General features: G+C 44.9%; 24 protein-coding genes. 9 read left to right on the top strand and 15 right to left on the bottom strand.

Translation table 11 applies throughout. From position 1 onward, the window contains the following. Positions 1-160: 160 nt before the first annotated feature. The 5 genes from BLV50_RS11500 to BLV50_RS11480 all read right to left on the bottom strand — a co-directional run bounded on the left by BLV50_RS11500 (position 161) and on the right by BLV50_RS11480 (position 7,172). Positions 161-2,002: an ABC transporter ATP-binding protein gene (locus BLV50_RS11500; RefSeq protein ID WP_090807776.1), complete on the bottom strand. Its 1,842-nt coding sequence runs from the start codon at positions 2,000-2,002 to the stop codon at positions 161-163. After that, complete coding sequence (locus BLV50_RS11495; RefSeq protein WP_090807774.1) at positions 1,983-3,746, bottom strand: ABC transporter ATP-binding protein; 1,764 nt, start codon at positions 3,744-3,746, stop codon at positions 1,983-1,985. The genes BLV50_RS11500 and BLV50_RS11495 overlap by 20 nt, the downstream gene beginning before the upstream one ends. Positions 3,747-4,052: 306 nt before the next feature. Beyond that, positions 4,053-4,952 (bottom strand): hypothetical protein, encoded by a 900-nt coding sequence (locus BLV50_RS11490; RefSeq protein ID WP_090807772.1) that lies wholly within the window; start codon positions 4,950-4,952, stop codon positions 4,053-4,055. A gap of 344 nt (positions 4,953-5,296) precedes the next feature. Further along, positions 5,297-6,031 (bottom strand): nuclease-related domain-containing protein, encoded by a 735-nt coding sequence (locus tag BLV50_RS11485; RefSeq protein ID WP_063565963.1) that lies wholly within the window; start codon positions 6,029-6,031, stop codon positions 5,297-5,299. A gap of 247 nt (positions 6,032-6,278) precedes the next feature. Beyond that, on the bottom strand, positions 6,279-7,172 hold the full coding sequence (locus tag BLV50_RS11480; RefSeq protein WP_090807770.1) for an NAD(P)-dependent oxidoreductase: 894 nt from the start codon (positions 7,170-7,172) through the stop codon (positions 6,279-6,281). Between the two features lie 196 nt (positions 7,173-7,368). Between BLV50_RS11480 and BLV50_RS11475 the strand changes: the two genes are divergently transcribed. From BLV50_RS11475 to BLV50_RS11465, 3 genes are read left to right on the top strand one after another with little or no spacing between them, the layout of a single operon-like run. Next, positions 7,369-8,505 carry a GerAB/ArcD/ProY family transporter gene (locus BLV50_RS11475; protein WP_090807768.1) on the top strand — a complete coding sequence of 379 codons (1,137 nt, stop codon included), beginning with the start codon at positions 7,369-7,371 and terminating at the stop codon, positions 8,503-8,505. Further along, positions 8,462-9,967 carry a spore germination protein gene (locus tag BLV50_RS11470; protein WP_090807766.1) on the top strand — a complete coding sequence of 502 codons (1,506 nt, stop codon included), beginning with the start codon at positions 8,462-8,464 and terminating at the stop codon, positions 9,965-9,967. The genes BLV50_RS11475 and BLV50_RS11470 overlap by 44 nt, the downstream gene beginning before the upstream one ends. Next, a complete protein-coding gene (locus BLV50_RS11465; protein ID WP_090807764.1) occupies positions 9,964-11,127 on the top strand; it encodes a Ger(x)C family spore germination protein in 1,164 nt (387 codons plus the stop codon). The genes BLV50_RS11470 and BLV50_RS11465 overlap by 4 nt, the downstream gene beginning before the upstream one ends. Before the next feature lie 154 nt (positions 11,128-11,281). On the opposite strand, the gene BLV50_RS11460 is transcribed toward BLV50_RS11465, so the two are convergent. Beyond that, positions 11,282-11,611, bottom strand: a complete 330-nt coding sequence (locus BLV50_RS11460; protein ID WP_143038112.1) for a hypothetical protein — start codon at positions 11,609-11,611, stop codon at positions 11,282-11,284. Positions 11,612-11,804: 193 nt separating this feature from the next. After that, positions 11,805-12,173: a hypothetical protein gene (locus BLV50_RS11455; protein ID WP_090807760.1), complete on the bottom strand. Its 369-nt coding sequence runs from the start codon at positions 12,171-12,173 to the stop codon at positions 11,805-11,807. Positions 12,174-12,321: 148 nt separating this feature from the next. Here BLV50_RS11455 and BLV50_RS11450 point away from each other — a divergent pair, with 148 nt between their 5' ends. Next, positions 12,322-12,852 carry a hypothetical protein gene (locus BLV50_RS11450; protein WP_079695040.1) on the top strand — a complete coding sequence of 177 codons (531 nt, stop codon included), beginning with the start codon at positions 12,322-12,324 and terminating at the stop codon, positions 12,850-12,852. A 107-nt stretch (positions 12,853-12,959) separates the two neighbouring features. Here BLV50_RS11450 and BLV50_RS11445 read toward each other — a convergent pair whose 3' ends face one another. Both BLV50_RS11445 and BLV50_RS11440 read right to left on the bottom strand, forming a co-directional pair. Beyond that, complete coding sequence (locus BLV50_RS11445; protein ID WP_063565971.1) at positions 12,960-13,256, bottom strand: WXG100 family type VII secretion target; 297 nt, start codon at positions 13,254-13,256, stop codon at positions 12,960-12,962. 40 nt (positions 13,257-13,296) lie between these two features. Continuing rightward, entirely contained in the window at positions 13,297-14,652 is a 1,356-nt protein-coding gene (locus tag BLV50_RS11440) for a Tle-like phospholipase domain-containing protein (protein WP_177031169.1), read from the bottom strand. A 94-nt stretch (positions 14,653-14,746) separates the two neighbouring features. Between BLV50_RS11440 and BLV50_RS11435 the strand changes: the two genes are divergently transcribed. Further along, positions 14,747-15,061: a DUF1433 domain-containing protein gene (locus BLV50_RS11435; RefSeq protein WP_125477260.1), complete on the top strand. Its 315-nt coding sequence runs from the start codon at positions 14,747-14,749 to the stop codon at positions 15,059-15,061. Positions 15,062-15,474: 413 nt separating this feature from the next. On the opposite strand, the gene BLV50_RS11430 is transcribed toward BLV50_RS11435, so the two are convergent. The 4 genes from BLV50_RS11430 to BLV50_RS11415 all read right to left on the bottom strand — a co-directional run bounded on the left by BLV50_RS11430 (position 15,475) and on the right by BLV50_RS11415 (position 19,050). After that, complete coding sequence (locus BLV50_RS11430; protein ID WP_090807754.1) at positions 15,475-15,756, bottom strand: hypothetical protein; 282 nt, start codon at positions 15,754-15,756, stop codon at positions 15,475-15,477. A 293-nt stretch (positions 15,757-16,049) separates the two neighbouring features. After that, a complete protein-coding gene (locus BLV50_RS11425) occupies positions 16,050-17,348 on the bottom strand; it encodes a galactokinase (protein WP_090807752.1) in 1,299 nt (432 codons plus the stop codon). Positions 17,349-17,510: 162 nt separating this feature from the next. Next, positions 17,511-18,284, bottom strand: coding sequence for a hypothetical protein (locus BLV50_RS11420; RefSeq protein ID WP_371129243.1), 774 nt, complete (start codon positions 18,282-18,284; stop codon positions 17,511-17,513). Positions 18,285-18,309: 25 nt separating this feature from the next. Beyond that, positions 18,310-19,050, bottom strand: coding sequence for a hypothetical protein (locus BLV50_RS11415; RefSeq protein WP_090807750.1), 741 nt, complete (start codon positions 19,048-19,050; stop codon positions 18,310-18,312). A 135-nt stretch (positions 19,051-19,185) separates the two neighbouring features. On the opposite strand from BLV50_RS11415, the gene BLV50_RS11410 reads away from it, so the two are divergent. From BLV50_RS11410 to BLV50_RS11395, 4 genes are all read left to right on the top strand, one after another. Continuing rightward, positions 19,186-19,671: a hypothetical protein gene (locus tag BLV50_RS11410; protein ID WP_090807748.1), complete on the top strand. Its 486-nt coding sequence runs from the start codon at positions 19,186-19,188 to the stop codon at positions 19,669-19,671. Between the two features lie 180 nt (positions 19,672-19,851). Beyond that, positions 19,852-20,778 (top strand): DUF2268 domain-containing putative Zn-dependent protease, encoded by a 927-nt coding sequence (locus tag BLV50_RS11405; RefSeq protein WP_090807746.1) that lies wholly within the window; start codon positions 19,852-19,854, stop codon positions 20,776-20,778. Further along, on the top strand, positions 20,753-21,520 hold the full coding sequence (locus BLV50_RS11400; protein ID WP_090807744.1) for a MerR family transcriptional regulator: 768 nt from the start codon (positions 20,753-20,755) through the stop codon (positions 21,518-21,520). The genes BLV50_RS11405 and BLV50_RS11400 overlap by 26 nt, the downstream gene beginning before the upstream one ends. Before the next feature lie 68 nt (positions 21,521-21,588). After that, on the top strand, positions 21,589-22,260 hold the full coding sequence (locus BLV50_RS11395) for a metal-dependent hydrolase (RefSeq protein ID WP_090807742.1): 672 nt from the start codon (positions 21,589-21,591) through the stop codon (positions 22,258-22,260). A 70-nt stretch (positions 22,261-22,330) separates the two neighbouring features. Here the strand turns inward: BLV50_RS11395 and BLV50_RS11390 are convergent, their stop codons facing one another. Together BLV50_RS11390 and BLV50_RS11385 are read right to left on the bottom strand one after the other, a co-directional pair. Continuing rightward, positions 22,331-22,657: a nucleoside triphosphate pyrophosphohydrolase gene (locus BLV50_RS11390; RefSeq protein WP_090807740.1), complete on the bottom strand. Its 327-nt coding sequence runs from the start codon at positions 22,655-22,657 to the stop codon at positions 22,331-22,333. 226 nt (positions 22,658-22,883) lie between these two features. Next, on the bottom strand, positions 22,884-23,387 hold the full coding sequence (locus BLV50_RS11385) for a hypothetical protein (protein ID WP_308737408.1): 504 nt from the start codon (positions 23,385-23,387) through the stop codon (positions 22,884-22,886).

Raw genomic sequence — 23,387 nt, 5'->3', positions numbered from 1 at the left:
TATGGACCATGTTACACAAAGAGAAATGCTCTCAAAAAACGACGACCTTTCCCCGATAGAGATCTGGGAACAAGTCGTCGATTAAGAGCATTTCTTTTTTTTATTGTGATTACTTGATGCAGCTATGGCTGCTTAAGATTCAGGTTATTCCTCTTTTTTACTACTGTGCCTTGTTCCGCAGCTGACTGTAATACAGTTCGCTGTAGAAGCCGCCTTGTTCCAGCAATGCGTCATGCGAACCTTGCTCCAGGAGCTGACCATCCTTCAGGACAAGAATACGATCAGCTTGGCGAATTGTATTCAGCCTGTGGGCGATGACAAAGCTGGTACGGCCTTGCATCAGGCGCTGCAACCCTTCCTGGATCTTGATCTCCGTGACGGTATCGATACTGCTGGTCGCCTCGTCCAATACAAGGATGGACGGATCGGCCAGAATTGCCCGGGCAATCGCAAGCAGCTGCTTCTGTCCCTGACTGATGCCACTTCCGTCGGCCTGAAGCACTTTGTCGTATCCGTCCTTCATCCGTATGATGAACGAATGGGCATTCGCCAGCCTCGAAGCAGCTTCCACCTCTTCATCGGTCGCATCCAGGCGGCCGAAACGGATATTTTCCCGGATCGTACCCTGGAACAGGAATGAATCTTGAAGAACAAATGCCATATGTGAGCGCAAATTCTCGCGCCGAATGGTCGTAATATCACGTCCATCCACCGTTAGCGTACCTGCTGTAGGATCATAGAAGCGAGATAACAGCTGAATCAGAGTTGTTTTCCCTGCCCCGGTCGGACCTACGAGAGCAATCATCTCGCCAGGCTTGGCTTCAAAGTTAATTTCACGCAAAATATTGCGTCCTTCATCATATCCAAAGGATACCTTGTCGAAGCGAACGGCTCCCTCCACCTTTTCGAGAGATACTGCTGCGCCTTCATCCTTCGCTTCCTCATCCTCATCCAATACCTCGAACACGCGCTCCGCACCAGCAATCGCAGACAACAACGTGTTCCACTGGTTGGCCAGATCGTTGAGCGGCCGGGTAAACTGACGGGCATATTCTACGAAAATGATAATCACGCCGACGGTAACGGAACCTTGAATCGCCAAGATCCCGCCGATGCCTGCGACAATCGCAAAGCTCAGGTTGTTCAGGCCATTCATCAGCTTTGGAATAAAACCGGAGATGGTCTGTGCCCAGAAACCGGACAACCGGATCTTCGTATTTCGTTCCTCAAACCCGCGAATGACCCGTTCTTCCTGCGAGAACGCCTTGATAATCTTCTGTCCGGACAAGGTTTCCTCAATGTACCCATTGAGTTCGCCGAGATTACGCTGACGTTGTTTGAACAACGGCCCGGTTCTACGCGTAATCCAGCGCATGCCAATAGCCATCAGTGGTACCACGATAAATGTAAGCAAGGTCAGCAACGGACTTAACCAGAGCATCACGCCAAACGTTCCGATCAGTGTTAACACACTGGAGAAAATCTGGATCGCTGAGCTGTTCAGCGTACCGCTGACATTCTCAATGTCGTTGGTAACCCGGCTCATGATCTCCCCTTGCTGACGCTTGCCAAAGAATGGAATCGGCAGTTTGTGCAGATGGGAGAACAGATCATACCGCATGCGGAATACGGTCTCCTGTGCAATTTCAATCATCCAGATATTTTGAAGCCATGACGACAAGGAGAAGAGAACATAGACTGCCAACAGGCCCAATAAAAATGTCGTCCAGCTGGAACTCGTTGCTTCTCCATCAATGAATTTATCCACAGCTACACCGACCATATAAGGTCCAAGCAAAGCGAGCGCGGAACTGGCAAATACCATCAACAGCACCATCGTCAGCTTGACCTTGCGACGGGCCAGATACGCCCAGATCCGGCCTAACGTACCGGACCAGTTCTTCGCCCGTACCTTCGGCTTACGACCTCCACCTGCCTTCAGCGTCTCGGGATCAATCGGCGGTGGGGGCTGACGGAAAGGTTCAATGAATGCTTTGAACATGTGGTGTACCCTCCCCGTATTGTGATTCATAGATTCGGCGATACAATTCAGATGAATCCATCAGATCCTCATGTTTCCCCTGTCCAATCAGACGCCCGTCATCCAACAACAGAATCAGATCGGCAGAGGTGGTTGAACTGATCTTCTGCGTAATGATAAACGTTGTACACGATAAATCTTCCAGTGCACCCAGCAGCCTTGCTTCCGTGGCTACATCAAGAGCACTTGTACTGTCATCCAGAATCAAGATGCTTGGACGACGAATCAATGCACGAGCAATCGAGAGCCGCTGTTTCTGTCCACCCGACAGATTGACTCCCCGCTGACCCAGCTGTGTATCGTAGCCATTCGGCAGCTTCTCTATGGTCTCGTGAATCTGTGCACGCCGCGCTGCTTCCTTAATCTCTTCGAGCGTTGCGTCCTCCCGTCCCCAGGCGATGTTATCCCGTACCGATCCGGTAAAGAGGACCACTTCCTGCGGCACATAACCGATAGCTCCGCGCAATGTGGCTATGTCCAACCGTTCTGCATCATTACCATCTATACGAACCTCGCCTTGATCTTCGGAATAGAGCCTTGGAATGAGCTGTACCAGTGAGGATTTACCCGAGCCTGTTGCTCCCATGATGGCGATACGCTCTCCTCGTTTGGCTGAGAATGTAATATCCTCCAGCACGGTAATTTCACTGCCCGGATAGCTGAATCCTACACCCTGAAAATCAACTGCACCCTGGATAACAGGATTCCCTTTCCCAGCTTGTGCAGAACGATCTGTATTCAATGTTTGAGCTGATTCCGAGACTTCCTCCGTGTCAAAAACTTCGTTAAGCCGCTGTGCCGAAGCACTCGCTCTGGAGAAGGTCACCAGAATCCAGGACAGTGCAGACATGGCGCCAATGGTGCGAAGCAGATAGTTAATAACTGCGACGACTTCACCCACGGTTGCACTTCCGGTAGTAATGTCACGTCGTCCAAACCATAGTACGGCGATGATACAACCATTCATCATGAGCAACATGAATGGCATCGTCGTCTCCGTCAAGCGCAGCGCGGAGATCGTGCCCTTCATCAGTTTGCCGCTATATCCGGCAAAGCGTTCAATCTCGTGGCCCATCCGGACGAAGACACGGATCAGCCGAATGCCTGTCAGATTTTCCTGGATGACTCCGTTGACGGCATCCAGTCTGCGCTGCACATTGCGGAACAGCAGCGCTGCCTTTTTGATCATCCAGATGACAAACACGAGCAGTACAGGCACCATCACAACGAGAAGCAGACCCAGCTTCGGATTCACCACAACCGCCATAATCATGCTCCCAATCACCACTAGCGGCACACGTGTCATGAATCGCAGACTCATAAACACCGTATCCTGCACCTGTGTGACGTCCCCGGTCAATCGGGTAATCAGGGATGATGTGGCAAAACGGTTAAACACCGCATAAGAGAACGCTTGCACTTTATCATACAGCTTCTCCCGCAGATCGTAACCGAAGCCGAGACTCGCATGTGACGCAAAAAAAGAACTCGCAATACCCGCGACAAACGCCACGACAGCACTGCCCACAAGCACCCCACCCCATAGCCAAACCACTGACAGATCTCCTTGCTGGATACCGTTATCAATGATCTTCGAGATCAAATAGGGTTGAGCCAATTCGACCGTCAATTCAATCAGCATCATGACCAGTGCTGCGATGGCGGCGACTCGATACTTCTTCAAGTAGTACAACAGCTTGATCATAACCATTCCTCCGGCCCAGAGCGTTTAATCTTCGTGACGATTTGGTATGTTCACGCAGCCAGCTCCGTTAGTCTCTTTCCATAACTCTATGTAAAATTTCACGTATCCAATACGCTTATTATATCGCATTTTGAACCTTCAAATCGCTAATATCTTCTTTCCATCTTATTATTAACCTGAAATAGGCGGTGAGAGAACATGCATCTGCAACAAAAAACCTGGGCAGACTGCCCAGGTGCGATGATTTTGTTTTCGATTGAAATGTTCCAGTTACAGCAAACTTACTCTTACAACGACAGATCACATTTATTTGCCGTACGTCTGTTCCAAACGTTCTTCTTCATTGGTGGACAGCAAAATGTTCAGCAGCCCCATCACGTTATTCGCTTCTGTTCTGGCTTCCGTATACTTCTCGGCAAATGCAGCTTCGTCCTGTTCCGGATCTATTGCAGCCAGTTTGGCCCACGACTCGCGAGCTTTATCGTAAAGTTTTGTTAAAGTGATGTCATACGTATGCTGCGCGACAGGTGCCATGGAGTCAAACTCCGCTGCATTCTTGAAAAATTCCATCGAGTCCGTAAAGGACTGACTGGTGTAATCCTTGTTCTTCATGGCATCCTCCGTGAGTAACAGCGCCTGACGAGAGATAAACAATGTCTTCACCATGGCACGCTCCAGATTGGTTGCTTCTTCCCATGACACATAGGACACTTCCGGTGCCTGAACGATTGTGAAAAAAGGAAAGGCATCATCGATCAAACGCTGTGAATCGGAATGGATCGGAATACCTGTGTTCATATTCACTACCGCATCACTATAGTTGGCGATATTAATATTTTTGGAGCCTTCTTCACTTACCCTGCGCACCGGATGATCATTAAGCGGCACACGGATATAGCCAAGCTTGTCCGCATACTTCTGCTTCAATTCCTCCAGTGTAGAGTCCACTCCAATCTTGCCTTCTTCAGATGAAGCCCCTGTTGTATCGGAAGTTGAGGAGGTGTCCGCAGAGTCTTCTGCATTCGTATCTGCAGCCGACGAGTCAGCCGTCGATGTGTCCGAGCTATTGGTCGCTGTTGCTACTGTACCAGCATCCTGGATTGGCTCCTTCGTTGTTGCTTCCTTCGCCCCACCGCCACATGCGGTCAGAACGGCAACCAAGCTGAAAATGGCCGTAAACATTTTGATTCTATGATTCCATCTCATATCGTATAATCTTCCCCTTATCTTCTGTATGTACCTGTATTACATCCACCTCTACTTCAATCCATGAACAGTTCACTCCATAAATATCCTTTCGGATAACATAGATAGATCACTATGAAATCTGGTCTTTATTTTATCATAAGTTAAATACTGGGTGTATAAGACAATGTGCCTGCATGCTCATGCTCATGCTACATTTCTGCCTGTCCTATTCTCACTTACGGAGAGAACAAAAAAACACGGTCATCCATGAAGGACAACCGTGTTGATAAGTCTGACTGGCTATGTTGCATTATTCGTTTCAATTCATCGCGCATGGATGTTGCCACAGATTCAGATTCCTCTTATTTAATGCCTTTCGCCTTCTCCATATGATCAGCCCGAATCTGGGGATCCGTGGAATTGACTGCGGACAGCATGTTGTAGATCGCCTGAATATCCTGTTCTTTATACAACGTTTCGGGGACTTCGGTCTCAAGCCTTTCCGTTTTGCGCAGAATGGTCTCCACCAATTCATGATCATAGATAATCAGTTCATCCGAATTGACATATCTCACAGCGGGATCAACACTGATCCGGCAGCGATTGGTGAAGGTCACCATGGAGACGAGACGAACCCTTTTATAATCGCCGAGGTGTGCCTGAATGGCCTCCACATGCCCTCGGTGCTGCATCAATGGGTTGTACATCTTGATTCGGCTGCTGCTGACTGTCCAGTTGGCCTCTCTTCGACCACCACGAATCTCACCCGTCGTCAGGTTTCGTGTCTCAATCACGAAGATACCCCGCGGACCGATGACGACATGATCAATCGATGAGTAACCCGAGCGGGACTTGGTATTGGCAACAAGCAAGTCGTTCAGCACTTTGTATTCACCCGGAAGAGCATGCAGCTGCTGGGCAGTGCTTGGTTCCTCTGGCTGACGGGTCCAATCTCCATCTGATTTCGTTTTTTTGCGTCTACTGCGTACCATACGCGTGGGAATGGGAGCCGTTGACGGTAAAGATGAAGCGGAAGCTGTGATCTGGTTCGCGAGCTCTGGCTGTGACTTGAACAGAGACAGGATTTTTTTGAACATGGGCAAGCTCCGTTCTATGTAGTGTGGGTTTCGCACATCCATTATGTATACTTCTATTACTTATGTCGGATAAAGAGGGGCAAAAATAAAGGGAAGAGGACCAAAAATCCATTGTTCAACTAAAGTATATACCAATATTTAACCAATACTGTGACTTTAGACGCATACGGGAAGGAGAATTTTTATAAAAACAGCGCATTCCTTTCTATTGAAGAAAAAGAACACGCTGTTGTCTTGGTTGTTAGGATTAAGCCTGTAAATAATATGTGTAAAGCACCTGTGTACCCTTCTCATCCAGACCGTTGCTGGATATTTCCTGATACAAGGATTCAGCCAAGGCCAGCCCTGGCGTCTTCATACCCATGGCTTTGGCAGATTCGAGAGCGATACCCATGTCTTTGATAAAATGTTTCACATAGAATCCAGGCTCATAATCGCCTGCGATCATGCGCGGACCGAGATTGCTAAGTGACCAGCTTCCGGCTGCACCGGTAGCGATGCTTTTCAGCACATTCTCCGCGTCCAGACCGGATGTCTTGGCATAAGCGAGTGCCTCGCAAACACCCATCATGCCTGAAGCAATGGCGATCTGGTTGCACATTTTGGTATGCTGTCCTGCTCCGGCCTTGCCTTGCAGCACAATATTGGTGCCCATTTGCTCGAACAACGGACGAACCGCTTCAAAGGCCTCCGTACTACCACCTACCATAATGGACAGTTTGGCATCCCGTGCACCGATATCCCCACCGGAAACCGGTGCATCCAATGCATGCAGTCCATTAGCCTCCGCGGCTTCATAGATCCGTTCAGCCAGCAGTGGACTGGATGTGGTCATATCAATCAGGTACGAGCCCAGTTTGGCGTTTGCCACGAGACCATCCTCACCAAGATAAATCTCCTCGACATCCTTCGGATACCCCACCATCGTGATGATGACATCACACTCGGCTGCCAGTTTGCCTGGTGTGTCATGCCATACGGCACCTTCCTTCACCAACGCTTCCGCTTTGGCGGCCGTGCGCGTATAGACATGCAGCGGATAGCCTGCCTGCTGGATATGCCCTGCCATGCTTTTGCCCATAACGCCTGTACCGATAAAGCCAACTTTCGTCTCTCCAGGTGCCTTCGTTGTATTTGTCATCGTAGGTTTCCTCCTATTTCTCTATACTTCGCTTGGAGCTTGTCTTCTAAACTTGCTATATCTGTATGTTAATGCTTTCTGTCTCTTCCGTCTATCTTGTTTCGTCTTCTATTGTTCAAAAAAATAAAATAGGAATCGAAAATCCATTTCCTGTACAACCTAACGGAAACTTCCTTGAACGGAAAGGAGGATTCCCATGAGCCGTGAAAAGGGAGAAATCACGATATGGCTGTCCTTTTCCATCATTTTGTTAAGTGCAGGCCTCGTGTGCCATGTTCTGTCCATTCCAGCAATTCTGGATTATGCAGGCAGAGATGGCTGGCTATCGGTAGTCGCTGCTGCTCCCTTCTTTTTGTTATTTCTATGTATGATGTTCGTTATTATCCGACGGGTACGCGGACAGCGCTTAACTGACTGGATCACGCGGGAATTTGGCGCAATTCCTTCATGGATATTCCGTATTACTGCCTCACTCATGCTGCTTGCACTCGGCTCACATACCTTATATGAAACAACGAACTGGACGGTATCTACCTATCTTCAATTCACCCCACCCTATGTGCTCGCAGGCGTGGGTGCTCTGGTTGCTGCCTGGGCGGCTGCCAAAGGTATTCGTTCCATTGCCATGACTTCAAGTCTGCTACTTCCATTCGTGATCCTGCTTGGATATTTCGTGATGTCAGCCAACATGAAATACAAGGACTATGGTCAGTTGTTTCCCATCATGGAATACGGTGCCGGTCCTGTCCTGAGGGGCATGATCTATTCGCTTGCCGGACTGATGGAAATCTGGATATTGATGCTGTTCCAACACGATATCAAAAGTAAAATTCGCTGGTGGCATCTTCTGCTGCTCGGGTTATTCATGCTCAGTATGGCGATTGGTCCAACGCTGGGAGCCATCGTTGAGTTCGGTCCGGAGGAAGCTGCGAAACAACGAAATAGCCCCTATGAGCAATGGAAGCTGGTGAATATAGGGAAATTGCTCCAGCACGTGGACTTCTTGTCCATCTATCAATGGCTAAGTGGTTCATTTGCCAGAGTGGCGATCTCCATCTATCTTATTGTGGACCTGCTCGATTTTCGCAGACCTAAGAAAAGGTACGTTGCCGTTCTAATCGTCACCTTCATCATGTGCGCCATAGCTGTACAGTGGTGGAGAATTGATTACGTTGACTATTATGTAAACCATATTCAATTTCCCGTGATGCTGACCTATGTATCCACGGTAACAGTCCTGTTGACCCTCGCCGCATTTATACACAAAAAAGACAAGGAGGCTCCCGCCCATGCCGCTCACAACCACACCAAAGAAGAACCCCCATCTGGCTGAACCATTCCGAATCAATGAGCATAATCTGACGACGTTTTTTACAGGTTCAGACGATGTTATCATCAGCAGTCATATGATTGGGGAGTCTCCGCAGCAGATTGTCATCGTGTATTGCAGCGGTATGGTCGATAGCAAATCCATATATGATATTATTCTTCCCGAACTGACGCGAACGTACGAGAGTACTCACTTTGTTCGTGCATCGGATATCGAGAAGTCCATTACCCTGCAATGGACAAGTATAGACATACAGAACAATCCGCTGGGAAAGGAACTCATGTCCCTGCGAGTGTTTGAGGGGCATATGCTCATCTGCATTCCTTCCATCCAGAAGATGTGGAGCATGGATATATCCAACATTCCTACACGGTCGCCGGATGAATCCACTACGGAAGTATCGATCCGCGGGGCACGAGATGGTTTTATCGAACGACTATCAGTCAATATTGCGTTAATTCGCACACGCCTGCGTACGGCCGAATTAGCCTGTAATATTGAATTAATTGGTTCTCGCTCCGTGACCAAAGTTGCCCTGATGTATATTAAGGACATTGCCAATCCCGAGCTGATTGATGATGTGAAGAATAGGCTGCGCAAAATCGATATCGAACGCATTATGACCGCCAATGAACTAGAGGAATTATTGTCCCCTTCCAAAGTCACATTGTTTCCGGTAACCCACTACACGGGCAGACCTGATTTTGCGGCGGAATGTCTTCTGAACGGACGTTTCGTCATTATCGTGGATGGCAATCCCAGCGTCATCATCGGACCCGTCAATTTGTTTCTGCTTCTCAAATCCCCTGAGGATGCCAGCTTCCCGTTTCTTCCGGTGAATGTGGGCCGTATGCTGCGTTTTATCGGGCTATTAATAACCGTGTTCTTGCCTGGTTTCTATATTGCGCTGACTTCTTTTCACATGGACCAGCTACCCTTTCCGCTCGTAGCCACGATTTCGGTTGGGCGCATGGGTTTACCTATGGAGTCTGGTGTGGAAATGTTTCTCATTATGCTTCTGATGGAGCTATTCCGGGAAGCAGGGGTGAGGCTTCCCAGCGCTATTGGTCAGACGCTGACCGTTGTTGGCGGATTGATTATTGGGGATTCGGCCATCCGTGCAGGCATGGTTTCCCCGCTCATGATTGTCGTCATTGCCGTAACCGTAGTGGCCGGCGCAACGATTGTGAATCAGGTCATGACCAGTTCTGTTCTGATTCTGCGTTTTTTCTGTTTTGTACTGGGGGCATCCCTTGGCATCTACGGGTTCATTCTGTCCATTATCCTGTTCCTGATCTATCTGACCGATCTGAAATCGTTCGGCATTCCTTATCTGACGCCGCTCAGTCCGCTTAATTTCAGACAGGCGCTGGCCTCGTTGTTCAAACTTCCGAAAGGATGGATGAAACGCAGACCTGTCTATTTGGAAACGCAGGAGCCGCGCAAAGAAGGGAATGAGCGATGAAGCGGCTTGTACAACGATGGTTGCTAGGGCTGCTAAGTCTCTCTCTTTGTTTTGTGACCAGCGGGTGCTGGAGTGCCTATGAGATCCAACAGGTGGACTATGCCAAAGCGATCGGGATCGATTACAAAGACGGGTTGTACCATATGTATGTTCAGAGCATGGACTTTACCAGTGTAGCCAAAAGCGAAAGTTCAACCAAAACTGCGGAAGCTCCACCTGTATGGGTTGGACATGCGTCGGGGAAAACATTGAATCTGGCGGTAAACGAACTGTTCCGAAGTTCCCAGCTGCATATCGCCTGGGGCCATGTGACGGCCATTGTCATGGCCGAAAGTATCCTGACAAGCAAGCATATTAAGGAAGTGTTTGACATGCTTGGACGTTTTCCGGAATCACGTTACACAACCTGGGTATACGGCACTCGCGATCCACTGGAAAATATTCTGAGTGCCACGTCCATATACAATTTGTCACCGCTGGATAGCATTCTGCATAACCCTCTTCCCTCGTTCCTGGAAGAATCGCTGTTTCCTCCAGTGCTCAGTTTCAAACTCATTGCCACCCATAACAATGCGTCCACGACAACTTATCTGCCTTGCATCACCTTGAACAAGGAGCACTGGTCGCAGAACAAAAAGAATTATGAGCTGTTTATGATTGACGGTGCTTTTTTTGAAAGAACCGGGGATGACTTTGAATATTTGCCCCATAGCAAGCTTCCTGGATTTCACTGGTTACTTAAGGATATGCGGCGTGCGCCATTGATCATTGAAAACGAAGGAACCATCTATGGCGCGCTCAGCGTTGGTTTGCCCAACGTCAAAATTGTACCCGTCATTCGTGGGAATGAGGTTCATTTCAACATCGATGCCAAATACCTGACCGCCTTGTATGAATATCTCACCCCTGTTTCCTATGACGAGATGGTCCAATTCAGCGAGAAGACACTGCGGGAGCAAATCTTACAAACGTATCACGAAGGTCTGAAACGTGGAGTCGATGTCTATGGACTTCAGGAGAAGGTTTATCGCAAAAATCCAGGCCTGTGGCGCAAGCTGTCCAACAACGGCACAAAGATGATCTTGACGGAAGATTCCATTCAGAAGCTGGACATTCATATTACGATTCCATATACGGGAAAATTCCGTAGGAAAGTGTAGCCATAACAAATCCCCTGCCGTATGAAACGGACTAGGGGATTGTTTGGGTTGATGCTGCGATTACTTTGTGTAGGGGTTGAAACGTTTCATAACTTTCGTCAGATCATCTAATCTTCGTTGTCCAGGGATGTATGCCAATGCAACCTTCTTTTCTTTAAAAGCTAAATTTTAATCCTAAATATTCTACTACGATCCATGAAACAGGCCAAAGTAATGGAACATGAACGACCCAGTAAGGGGCTTTATATCGCCCGTTCTCGTAACTGATCCCACAATAAAAAATCGCGAATAATACACCTAAAGGATAGGTGAAAAGAATTTTAACCATTAGATCACGGGAAGTATCATATGTGTGTGGATACGGTGCCGATAAGGACATACCAAGTCCAAAAAGAGCCATAGGCCAAATAAACAAAGTAACTCCATATAAAATCAAAAATAATAATAAATAATTGTATAACTTCTCATTTTTCCTCTTGCTCATATGCCCTCCTGATTGCATGAACGTAATCTCCCAACTTGAATAACCTTATCAGAAGATTTTACAGGATGGATATGGAAATATAAATAGTTTATTCCTTACTGATTAATAAAAAGACCTCCAACCATACAGGTTAGGAAGTCATTAATGATGTTAAATTATCGTATCCATCACTAGGCAGCGACCGTCTATCAGACTATTTTCCATTCTGCCTATAGTACTCCATTATTCGCATACGTGTGGTCAAAATCAGGGTCTGTGGCAGTAGCACCACAAATATAAAAAGCGGCACAATCATCACCAGATGAGCGGCAAAATTCTCTGCACCAAACGATGGTTTGGGAAGCTCAATGAAGTACCACCAGCACGGGATGGCAACAAGGCAGGTCAGTCCGGTAGAGATAAACAACTCCTTCACCCCGCTCCACAGAAAACAAAACACAATGGAAATGGTTAACAGATACCACATTTGAAGTGGAACCATCCAGCTCCAAACTAAGAATATTAGCAGTGGATACAACAGCGTCGTGCTCCATTTCCAAATGTTGTTAGTGTACAGTCTCATAAGCTTCCCCCTTTGTAACAAACAACCCTTTTACTCTATAAACAATACCCATGCTAAAAAGTTGGACCTTCTGATCCATTGGTTTGTATGCATAATTACCATTTTACGGCTCATACTACCATAAGGAAATTATTGAAGGAGTGACAACATGAGGTTAAAAAGCATCATCGCCGTTGGAACGGTGTTAACTTGCTCGACTCTGTTATGGGGCTGTGGCAATGCCAATATGAACCATGCTTCACAGCAGAAGGATACTGTTCAAACCGAGAGCTGGAGCGATCCCAAACGACTGGAGGCTTCCCATCTGGAAGCGCTGGAACGGATGGAAAAGGATCATATTCATCGCATGGTTTCGCTAAATGCGAGCATGGATGAAGACAAAGTAATGACCACCCTTGAACGATCCACCCAGAAGCTGGAGGAAATGAGACCTCTCGCTGAAATGCTGCAACATGAGGGCCATCCAACGTTATTACAACGAATTCAGGAGATGGCTGGAGATATTCAAGGCTCGAAAGAAGTGGTTGCTGAGATGAAAAAACTGCCTCAGGACGGCAAAATTAAGATTCAGTCTGAAAATTCCGATTCCTTGCACCACATTGGCAGTTTTCGCGATTACCACCAGTACATGCTAGAGAAAATTCAGACTTTAAACAAGGCTAAGTCTGCCACACATTAATCTGTATCGGCTACTCGGATAGCATTGCTCCACTGTATAAAAAAACAAAGCATAATAGTTAGGTGGGAAGGTTCATTCCTATCTAACTATTTTCTTGTAAAGAGGTATTACTGTACCCTGCTGCGATCCCTGCGATCTTCTCTGTCCGCTTCCTCCATTTTACGAATATATCGCATCAGTTCTTCTTTATGAGCTTCGAGTTCATTCAGCTTTGCAGATGCCCCATCCATAAATGACTGCATCTTATGTGTCAGCTCTGTTGCAGATGTACCGATCCAGTCTTGCTTCAATCGGCCATGAATGGAGCGCATTTTCTGTTCCTGCTGCATGAGCCGTTGCTGCAACTGCTCACATTGCTGAACAGCCCTTCTTAAATCAGACAAGGATACGGATATTCTGCCCATTTCTCATTTCCTCCTGTTAGTCCTTCTATGTAGAAATGCATTAGTGTTGGTCTGCGATTACAAAATCTTCTCTTTTACGTTCAATATATTCCGCAATTTCGCTGATGGATTCCTGATACCAACGATTGATTGCTTGTAACGTTGCTGTTGCGTTATAGGCGATGGGTGTAAAGGACTGACTTTCGCTGGTAGATATATGTGTCTGAAACATCTGAATCGAAGCCTGGGCATCATTCGAGAAGCCACTTAAACTTAGCCTCATCTCCCTAGCAGCCTGCGCTAACTCTTCCGGTGTTAATTGAATCTTGCCCCCACCTTTACCACTAACAATTCCTGTAGCTGCTGCGATCAACGGAGGAACAATACCTGCCATCAAATTGGAGAAGGTGGCTAATGCCTCCTGATGGGCCGTCCACCTAGGAGAAATATCAATGGTTTCACCAGTGTTCCGGTCTATTAGTGGTCCTTTTAGATTTCCATTCTCATCAAACTCATATTGATCCATGGAATGATACCCTTTGCCTTCGTCCTTCGAGAATGAATCAAAAAATCTTATAATATCACCAACATGAAGCTTGTCCAGATCCACACCTATTCTTACGTCATGAACTAACATGGGCGAGCCTGCACCCAGAGGCTGAAAAGGAACCTTTAACTGAAACTGAAATTTCCAATTCTGATACATCGCATTAGCGGTGTCAAAGTCCTGACCCTTATACACGGTACTTCCTACGTGCCTGTCATATTCACTTATTCCCCCAGCCCCTACAGAATCATTGGGATGAACCACGTTAACCATTTTGTTATCAAACTGACCCTCATTCACCTTGGACAAACTGACATCATCCAGGAGATTCGTTACACTAGGAGCACTATACGTCATCCCAGACACATCCTGACGAGCAGCTACATATTGAGCTAAACCGCCACCCAGGGAATGACCCGTCAATGAAATGTCTGAATCAGGGTACGCCTCCTTCACCGCCTCATACAATTCCTCAGCTTGGTGAAACTGATTATTTTCCCAATCCATGTTATCCTTCATAAGCTTGAAGGGACTATTTTTAAATATATTATGACGTTCTGGATCGGTTATCGCATCTTCAAGCCTTCTGGTTCTGCCACCTACGACATCGAAGGCATCTGTCTCAATATCAGCTGCTTTTCCAATAATACCTTCAGGTTCAGTACCTCTATAACCGATGATAACTTGATTTGTTTTGGGATTCTCAAGAACTATAGCATCAAATCCTGAATACGCACTATGCAGACTTGCACCCTTTGGTTCAACCGTTCTCCAATCCTTGTACTCATCCTTGTCCAAAATATCACTACGACCTGCAGGAACATCCGTATATGCAAGCTCAGATATTTTTAAATATAATTCGTCAGTCATGTATTTATCCATCCTATTCACCCTTTCTTCTAGTTAACGGAAGTTGTATAATGCACATTATCAAACGACAACATTAGGAATATGAGGTGATTACTTGAAAAAATCAGGATTACTTTTTATATTAATGATCTGCGCCATATCATTCACTTTAGGAGGATGTATGTCAAACGAGAAAAAAGAGATTATTCAAAAAGCTCAGGTAGCAAGCCAAGCCTACTTTAAAGAAAAGTATGGAATTGATGTTGAATTCACAGACCATAAATTTATTCCCGCTGATTTATCCCATACCGTTTCTTTAACTGGATATGTGAAAGGAAACAAAGATCAGGAAATATTCACTATGGTCGATTATGATACCTATGAAGTCAAAACGGGTTCAGTGCCAGATGAAATCAAGCCTCTTCAATAAATGAATTCTACTTAACTCAAACAAACATATACGATTTTTTTATCTGAGAGCCTTGTAGATATACTCGGCTCTTTAATTATGTAATAAGGAACCACTTCACTAGATTCCATCCTCTTTTTCCAAAAGAAGTAGAATCATTATAGTGCATCTTCGGCGTGACGTGTACATAACAACTGAAAAATGAGTACAAAGTCTTTATCCTTTTGGGTAGTAGACAGTAGGTACATTCAAGTACTTAGGCAGTTGTTACCAGTAATAAGCTCACACTTTTGCGTGTATACGTGAGGAAATAAATTTAGCTTTATCCTAATAAAGTTAGTAGGCAGTAACTGTCCACATAATTTCTATATATGCCACTGCCCTCCCTTTAACATGCTATTCATTCAAAGGTATTTACCCTAATCAATCATGATTCATTCCACCCACAAGGATACCCATATAAAAATGCTGAACAACATTACTGGCATAAGCGCCCCAGTGGCTAACATGATCCAAAGTGTTACTGGCCTTACATTCAGGAAGTATTGATCAAACCAGTGAAATCGTTCCTTCCGCCATTTGGCAAACTTGATTTGCCCGATCATACGCTTCAACATTTTCTGCCGCTGCTTTCCTTCTTCCACTTCTTCCAGCGTACGTCGCAACTCGTCATACAAACGCGCCTCTTCCTGCTCAGCCAGTGTGGTTGTCGTCATTCTGCATCCCCTCCTTTACCTAATTAACACGGAAACGCGTCCAAAGTTTGGAATTATATAGAGAACTGAACATAAGATTGCTCACGTTCTACAATCATCTTCGCCAACTCCTAATCTAAAGTTTTTAATAACGAACCGTTCCCTCAGAATAAGTCCGGAGCGAGCTATTTCCTAATGTAGACAGCAAAAAGCGATCCTCTTCCATGACCAGTGTCAAGTTGGAGGACCGCTATAATGTACCGTTTAATACTACTTGTACAGGTTAAATATGGCAGTGTGTTACAACGACAAGATTAACCCACGTTTTCGATTAATGTGTTCAAACATACCGCACCCTGCGCACGCACATTAACCACAATAATTGGCGTATCCAACATGCCGTGCATCCAGGACATATACTCCTCAACCTTTTCGTTGGGAAGAATCGTCAGAATGACCCCTGCAAATCCACCGCCGTGTATACGGCAAGCGCCATCACCCAGCTTTTGCAGATAATTTTCAGTTAACGCCAGTGCGATACCAATCTCCTGTTCCTTCACCGAGCCGCTCTGGTATACATTCTGGAGCCACTTCCAGGAAGAATTCCCGGATGCCGTAATCAGATTCAGGAAATCAGCAAAACGCCCTTCACGCAAGGCCTGTACCTGACCGTCCACCCGATTGTTTTCCTCCAAGAAATGCAGCGCACGCAGTACCGCACGATCCCCCGCTGCTTCACGTACCTGTTTGAGATTGGCATACATCGCCTCGGCCGTAATTTCTCGGACATATTCGCTGCCCAACGCTTTAGCAACCGCTCTCATCTCATATGGTACAGCAGCGTAATCCTCCGTCAGATCCGCGTGATTCCCACCTGTGTTTACAATGACCAATGAGTAGCCGTTTTGTTGGAAATCCCATTGTACAGGCTCAATTACAGGCTCGGCCGGATTCTCAAAATCAATCGCAATCAGCCCACCGTAGGCACAAGCCATCTGATCCAGCAGACCGGATGGTTTATTCCAATAGTTGTTCTCCGCATACTGACCAATCTTGGACATAACCACCACATCCAGTGATCCATCATTGTAGAAATGATTCAGAATCGTACAAATCAGCATCTCGAACGATGCCGACGAGCTCAGCCCGGACGCCGAGAACACGTTACTGGAGATGTACGCCTGGAAGCCGCCCACTTTGTATCCGAACTGCCCAAATCCCGCAGCCATACCACGGATCAACGCCGTAGTGCCGTCGTCCTCAGCCTTCGGTGCCAAATCTGTGAGATCGATTACATATTTCTGTTCATAGCCTTCTGAATAAAAGGTAATTACCGAATCCGTCGTTGGCGCAGCCACCGCTATCGTATCCAGCGTAATACTTCCCGCGAGCACCTTGCCATGATTATGATCCGTGTGGTTGCCACCAATTTCGCTACGTCCAGCCGCGCTGAACAATTTGCTGCCCTCTTGTACGCCAAAATACTGTTCGAATGATTCATTGAGCTTTGTATAACGTGCTGTCTGTTCTTCTAGTTGCTGCTGACCATACATTTGGGCAAGCAGCGCTTGGCCTGAAGTGGACTGGATCAGTTCCAGTGGTTGAGTATTCATTGATAATCCTCCTATGGATATGCAGCATTTATTTTTCTATTGTGGGTGCATGATGGACGATATAGGGATTAATTCATGCCCGTTTACTCTCCCATTATCTCAGCTTCATTTCCGAAAAGGTAGGGTAGAATTGAAAGTTTGTAAGCGTTTTTTGAAGACATTTTATCTTACTTCAACAGGTTTAACTTCAATCTGATCAACGATAAATTCGTTGTCGGCTTTATCGAAGGTATACGTGATATTGAAGTCACACACATATGTAGGAGATATACCAACAGAGCCGGGAAGACTTAATTTTATTTTGTGATTATCCAATGTATAAATAACAACACCGCCGAAAGCAAGCTCATCTTGATTATAGTCTGGTGCTGGATCGAAATCATAATTGAAATTATCTACTTGTCCTTTTGAATTCACTGTAATAGCTAATGTACCATCATCATTTTTAGATATACGCGATTCAATATGCTCAGCAACAATATCCTCATAACGCTGTACTTTAATTTCAGATAAGTTATCGGAGTTAACGACATGAATTTCATAGTTATCCAAGCCTGTCCCTCGACCAGTCTGAATGATTATTACAGCCTCTTCCTTACCATCACCGGTAAGATCGGTATAAAATAACTGCGGCTTCGTTCCCGAATGATGAGAAATGCTCCAATCAAAATCTTTTGCGCGCCCATTTATATCTAGAGTTACTCTTTCAATTGCATCTTTCGTTTCTTTAATTGCATAAAGTTTTACTTGTTCATCCTTAGAAGATCCGATTAATTTCAATTTTGAATTTGTTTCTTGTTTCGGCTTCTTAGTTACCTGCATGATGGGAGACACAACCCGTTCCTGCTGTATAGAAACTAACGAATCTGATTGGCATCCTCCAAAAAGAACTGCACTCAACAATATCAATGAAGCTATTTCTTTTTTCAAATCCATGCCCCTCTCATCTAAATAGCTAAAATTAATCCAATGAATTTAACCGAATGGTTACCTTCCTCGTTTCACGATCATTGGAATCAAACCAGTCTTTAAGTACGTTATATTCACTTGTTTCTAATGCTGCTGTTTCAATCGTGAAATGGTTATTGTCTATCCATTCATAAGAGATGATGGGCCAAGTCGGTTTCAACATGAATGCTTCTTCCAAATCAGTTGATGCATATGGGATGATTTCTAATTTTTTGAGATCCACGGCAACAAGGATTTGTCTCTTAACCAGACCGCCTTCATCATAAGCATATCGAATTAACACCTGCTGATAGTCAGAGGAAAGTTTATAATCTTGTAAAATGCCCTCAGGCATCGGCAAGCTATGGGTCTCTCTATCATCAGTTTTCACCAAAAGGGTATAGCAAGCTTTGTTTCCACAGCCATACTTCAGCATCGAATATGTTTCCGAAGAAGGCACCTCCAATACCTCCAATTGTGTACGATCTATTTCAGTTTGGAAGTCCGGTTCATTCATCAGGTAGCGCCTATACTCTGGGACGTCGTTAAGAGGTAATTGTAGGCTTGCTTCTTCATTCGTGATTTCAATGATATTGGATAATGAAGATGCTTGGTTATGCATGCCTGTGGAGTTGGTATCGTTATCATTTTCCACCTGATATGCGGGAGGTTCTAACCTAGAAAACCATATCATAATTACCGCTGAAGTAACGAGTACTATAACTAGTAGCAAAAAGAACATTTTCTTTTTCATAGCACTCCTCCTTCGTGCATGGTTTCGATCCAGAACCAAATGGATTATACTACAAAGATATCCATTTTTGGTGTCAGATCGGTTTCAATGTTATTTTCATGAGATAACCCACTATTCAGGTTAAGAGGTGAATCTATGAACGTTATTTTAAACAAACAACCAGATAAACGTCGTATAAACGTAGCGATGCTTATGTATCTCGTACTAATGATTTTATTTTATGGCATTTATGTTTCCTTGGAATCGGATCGGATAGCTCAATCACAACAGTGGACTTCAGGTGGTTCCATAAGCGACCAAGCGATCGAGTCAATGAGTCAGCTGGGAAGATGGACGTCTATCACTGAATCGCTGTTCCTCGTTCTTTTCACACTGGTGATGATCATGATGATTACCCGGTATCGAAGTAATGTAGGAAGATTACTCCCTTTTGCCTTATGGAATGTCGCTTTGTTTGTTGGGGTTGGTGCGTTCAGTTTGGTTGGTTCACAGCTCACGTCAATGTCCGTTGGCAACCTGGCACAACCTATCTTCGTACCTGCCTTTCTATTGGTAGCGTTGTTCATATATGTGGCTTGGGGGATTAAAAAAACGTGGATAACGTGTGTGAGGCGATTATAAACGTTCAAAAACTTTGGTTTTTTTCTCCATAGATATCTGGATTGCAGCCAAATTTTTTTTACAACTTATCTTAGAATCGGATCGATTAATGCACTTAAACGTATCGCAACTTCCTCCTTGACTGTTACGTCAGGTCATACTTGATAATAAACTCAAGCTTACCTGAAGGAGAGAATAATGATGAAGATAACAGCGTTGCGTTCAGATAAAATCTATGAAGAGATCATCAAGGCTGCACCTGATGACAAATTGGAGTTATACCGCGAGCGAATGATGAGTCCATTCATGAACAAATGGAACATTCAACAGATTCCGTTTCGCTCTCATGAGCCTCACGGCTTCGACGTGATCATGATGAATAACTTTATGAATATCGCTCCCGCAGATATCACACCTGAGCTTAACGAATCGTTAGCAGCGATTTCGTCTGAAGCATTTTGGCAACAGTGTCATGAAGCTGTTCGTACAAGTCTATCCACCTTTACAGATCAAGGGATTGACCTGTCGGTCTCCGAATATCTATACACGATTTTATTAGGCGATAAGAACAGTCCTTCACTCACCATGAACAAAGGCATCAGTGGAGATGGTGGAATCCCGGGTTATATTATTGCGAACCTGATTCCGAGTAGATATACTCTACCTCGTATGCAATCCGTGTTAGCCCATGAATGCAATCATAACGTGAGATATCAATATATCCAGTGGAATCCACAGATCACGCTTGGCGAGATGGTTGTTAGCGAGGGGTTGGCCGAGAGCTTTGCGACATCCCTGTATGGAGAAGAGTTGCTAGGCCCCTGGGTAGCCAAAACGGATATGGAGACTTTGAATAAAGTTATCAAACCAAAATTAAAAGACCAACTGCATGTCACCGGTTTTGACCAGATTAATCCCTATCTATACGGCGATGAACTTGCCACACTGCAAAACTTCACTCCCGTAGGTATGCCCTATGCGGCTGGCTATGCCTGCGGTTATCACCTAATCCAATATTATCTGAACAAAACAGGTACACCGATTACCGAAGCAACCATCACTCCGGCAAGTGTCATCCTTGCTGAAACAAAGGACTTTTGGAATGAAGACACCCTATTTCACCGTTAAAGATATCATTCAGATTACCGGCATCACCAAACGCGCATTACATTATTACGATAAAACGGATCTATTGAAACCGAGTAAAGTCGAGGACAATGGCTATCGGTATTACGATCAAGAGGCACTGGGGAATCTGCAGATGATTCTATTGTTTAAAGAAATGAATTTCTCATTAAAAGACATTGCAGCCATGATGCAACTCTCCAAAAAAGAACAGAAAGATATCCTAAGAGAGCATCGCAGTACACTCGTTCAACGCAAACAAAAGCTCGAAACCATCATCGACCAGTTGGACGAGTATGTGGATGGGAGAGATATCTCTCATCTCAACCTGTTTGACGATTCTCCCATTCTGTCTATTCAAGAACAGTTTGAATCCGAGGCGAAGTTTGTCTACGGGGATACGAAGAAATATCAGGAATTCGAAGCTAATGTGAGCGAGCTGTCTGCGGAAGAGCAAGAACAAGCTTACCAGCAGTTCTCGGTCAACATGGAGCAGGTATTTCGGGAATTAGATAAGCATCAGGATCTGTCCCCTGCTTCTGGTGAGGTGCAAGCGTTAGTGCGTGAATGGAAGAGTTGCTTGGAACAGTTCATGGTCTGTGATGCAGAGATTCTGAGGTGCATCGCAGAAGCCTATACGACAGATCGTCGCTATGCGGGTTATTTTGATCAATTTGGCGATGAGGGGTTTTTGAGGTTTTTGTATCAAGCGATTATGGTTTATGTGGAGGGTGGGGAAAAGTGATTTTGTGTGAAGTGAGAAAACATCACTAAAAGAATTAAATGTATGAACTAGGCTCAGGAGGTAACTTGATGCAAATGTTTCTTCATATGGCTATACACTTGATTACAGGCGGAACGATTCTATTACTTTTTCTAAATAAGCGGTTATTTCTTACTAAAGACTATATAATTACTATTGTTTTGGGTTGTATTATTGCTATCACTCCTGACATCACTAAGTACTTTGGTGATATATTGTTACATTCTCTTGCTATGGTTCCCTTAATTGGAGCTGCATATGGCTGGATCATCTATAAAACCTTAAACGTTCGATTCTTCTGGGCATGGATAAGTACGATGGCCACATTATTCATCGGGCATCTTCTTATAGACCTTCTTGGTAATGGAATTAATTTGTTCTATCCTTTTACGAACCAAGAACAGAATTTCGCGATCTTGGGATCAAATAATGAACTCATCATTTCTGCTTTGTTAACCATCGCCACTACAATCACATTAATTTATAAAAAGGTTAAACCCATTGCAATAGTTTCAATAGTACTAGCGGCTTCATTTGTTGTAAGCTTAGGAATTTCTAATGCAATAATAAGTTACTCTTTGCAACAACGTTACTCCTTCAATGATCCACAATATATTATTGTTTATCCAGATAACACCCCATATCACTGGAACTATTATGTAAGAATTAATGAATTCACTATTATTTCCGGCAAGGGAATTTATTTCACAGTGACAAAATAATCCCGGACGCATGATGCATCCGGGTGATCAGTTCATCAGCCAAGTTATTTGTAATGAGTTGAGTTTAACGTTAAGCTTCGTCGACATCGATCAGATACACCCGTTCCTGGAATCCACCGCGCTCCTCGGTTTTGTCAGCCCGCAGCTTATCCAGCTGCGCCGCATTCGCCCCGTGTACCTCCGCCAGCGCTCGGATCACTTCGAGCATGTCGGCCAGTTCTTCTAGCGCTTCCTGATCACTCGCTGCACTCATGTATTCTTCCGATTCTTCGCTCAGCTTTGTTTTTAATTCTTGCTTATATTCCTCCGGGTCCAGAATGCGTGTGCGGCATTCCTTACCGCTGGATGTGATAATATGCGGAATCTTGTCCCGCACCAATTTGTTGTATGTAGGCATGTGGTATAACATCCTTTCTGCTGTGGGAGCCTTCGAGCCCCGCGCCAGAATCTCCCTTTTTGCCATTATACCATTTGCCATGGTAAGGGAAGGATTGATTTTGTAGTGCAGTAGATTGGATTGAGGAGATGAGAATAACCCATGACTACTCGTATTCGAGTTGAAATGGGCTTTCTGCCAATATAAAGTCTAATTGTTCTGCATCAAACTCTGGTTCAGAAGGATTCTAAGCTAACAGTTTCGAGACAATAACATTTGTATCCATCATTTCTTTATCAATCTCGACCAAGCAAGTGTCATCATCCATAGCTGGTTCATAACCGATTCTAACTTTTTCAATTGCATACTTCTTCTTAATATCAAGAATATACTCTATTAACTTCTGAGCATTTAACGTTGTCTCTGAATTTTCTCCGCTGAACAACTCCTCTTCAGGAAAATTCATAACGATATCTCCAGATTCCTCATCGAATGAAAATACAATCATCACGTCGTTATAGGTATGACCTAGGTTAAGCTGAGATAATAATATATTCCCCGTTCCCTTAGGAGAAAGAATCTCTTCAAGGCTCTCTATTTGCTGAAATTCAATATCGTTTTTACTACGGTTATCATAAAAGTGAGAACTTTTGATCCGATCCACCTGAATGTTCAAATCATTTTTCATGAATTGATCCAGATTATTTTTGTTAAAATCAATTAAAATGATTTCTAAACTTTCCAAATTCAC

Source organism: Paenibacillus sp. 276b, from assembly GCF_900107875.1.
Lineage (GTDB): Bacteria > Bacillota > Bacilli > Paenibacillales > Paenibacillaceae > Paenibacillus > Paenibacillus marchantiae.
The sequence above is the reverse complement of the archived record's forward strand: the minus strand, read 5'-3'. Positions and strand labels throughout refer to the sequence as shown.

What these genes read in the sequence shown, in the direction of transcription:
- BLV50_RS11500 (WP_090807776.1), bottom strand. Translation starts at nt 2,002, where the DNA reads ATGTTCAAAGCATTCATTGAACCTTTCCGTCAGCCCCCACCGCCGATT.
- BLV50_RS11495 (WP_090807774.1), bottom strand. Translation starts at nt 3,746, where the DNA reads ATGATCAAGCTGTTGTACTACTTGAAGAAGTATCGAGTCGCCGCCATC.
- BLV50_RS11490 (WP_090807772.1), bottom strand. Translation starts at nt 4,952, where the DNA reads ATGAGATGGAATCATAGAATCAAAATGTTTACGGCCATTTTCAGCTTG.
- BLV50_RS11485 (WP_063565963.1), bottom strand. Translation starts at nt 6,031, where the DNA reads ATGTTCAAAAAAATCCTGTCTCTGTTCAAGTCACAGCCAGAGCTCGCG.
- BLV50_RS11480 (WP_090807770.1), bottom strand. Translation starts at nt 7,172, where the DNA reads ATGACAAATACAACGAAGGCACCTGGAGAGACGAAAGTTGGCTTTATC.
- BLV50_RS11475 (WP_090807768.1), top strand. Translation starts at nt 7,369, where the DNA reads ATGAGCCGTGAAAAGGGAGAAATCACGATATGGCTGTCCTTTTCCATC.
- BLV50_RS11470 (WP_090807766.1), top strand. Translation starts at nt 8,462, where the DNA reads ATGCCGCTCACAACCACACCAAAGAAGAACCCCCATCTGGCTGAACCA.
- BLV50_RS11465 (WP_090807764.1), top strand. Translation starts at nt 9,964, where the DNA reads ATGAAGCGGCTTGTACAACGATGGTTGCTAGGGCTGCTAAGTCTCTCT.
- BLV50_RS11460 (WP_143038112.1), bottom strand. Translation starts at nt 11,611, where the DNA reads ATGAGCAAGAGGAAAAATGAGAAGTTATACAATTATTTATTATTATTT.
- BLV50_RS11455 (WP_090807760.1), bottom strand. Translation starts at nt 12,173, where the DNA reads ATGAGACTGTACACTAACAACATTTGGAAATGGAGCACGACGCTGTTG.
- BLV50_RS11450 (WP_079695040.1), top strand. Translation starts at nt 12,322, where the DNA reads ATGAGGTTAAAAAGCATCATCGCCGTTGGAACGGTGTTAACTTGCTCG.
- BLV50_RS11445 (WP_063565971.1), bottom strand. Translation starts at nt 13,256, where the DNA reads ATGGGCAGAATATCCGTATCCTTGTCTGATTTAAGAAGGGCTGTTCAG.
- BLV50_RS11440 (WP_177031169.1), bottom strand. Translation starts at nt 14,652, where the DNA reads ATGACTGACGAATTATATTTAAAAATATCTGAGCTTGCATATACGGAT.
- BLV50_RS11430 (WP_090807754.1), bottom strand. Translation starts at nt 15,756, where the DNA reads ATGACGACAACCACACTGGCTGAGCAGGAAGAGGCGCGTTTGTATGAC.
- BLV50_RS11425 (WP_090807752.1), bottom strand. Translation starts at nt 17,348, where the DNA reads ATGAATACTCAACCACTGGAACTGATCCAGTCCACTTCAGGCCAAGCG.
- BLV50_RS11420 (WP_371129243.1), bottom strand. Translation starts at nt 18,284, where the DNA reads ATGGATTTGAAAAAAGAAATAGCTTCATTGATATTGTTGAGTGCAGTT.
- BLV50_RS11415 (WP_090807750.1), bottom strand. Translation starts at nt 19,050, where the DNA reads ATGAAAAAGAAAATGTTCTTTTTGCTACTAGTTATAGTACTCGTTACT.
- BLV50_RS11410 (WP_090807748.1), top strand. Translation starts at nt 19,186, where the DNA reads ATGAACGTTATTTTAAACAAACAACCAGATAAACGTCGTATAAACGTA.
- BLV50_RS11405 (WP_090807746.1), top strand. Translation starts at nt 19,852, where the DNA reads ATGAAGATAACAGCGTTGCGTTCAGATAAAATCTATGAAGAGATCATC.
- BLV50_RS11400 (WP_090807744.1), top strand. Translation starts at nt 20,753, where the DNA reads ATGAAGACACCCTATTTCACCGTTAAAGATATCATTCAGATTACCGGC.
- BLV50_RS11395 (WP_090807742.1), top strand. Translation starts at nt 21,589, where the DNA reads ATGCAAATGTTTCTTCATATGGCTATACACTTGATTACAGGCGGAACG.
- BLV50_RS11390 (WP_090807740.1), bottom strand. Translation starts at nt 22,657, where the DNA reads ATGCCTACATACAACAAATTGGTGCGGGACAAGATTCCGCATATTATC.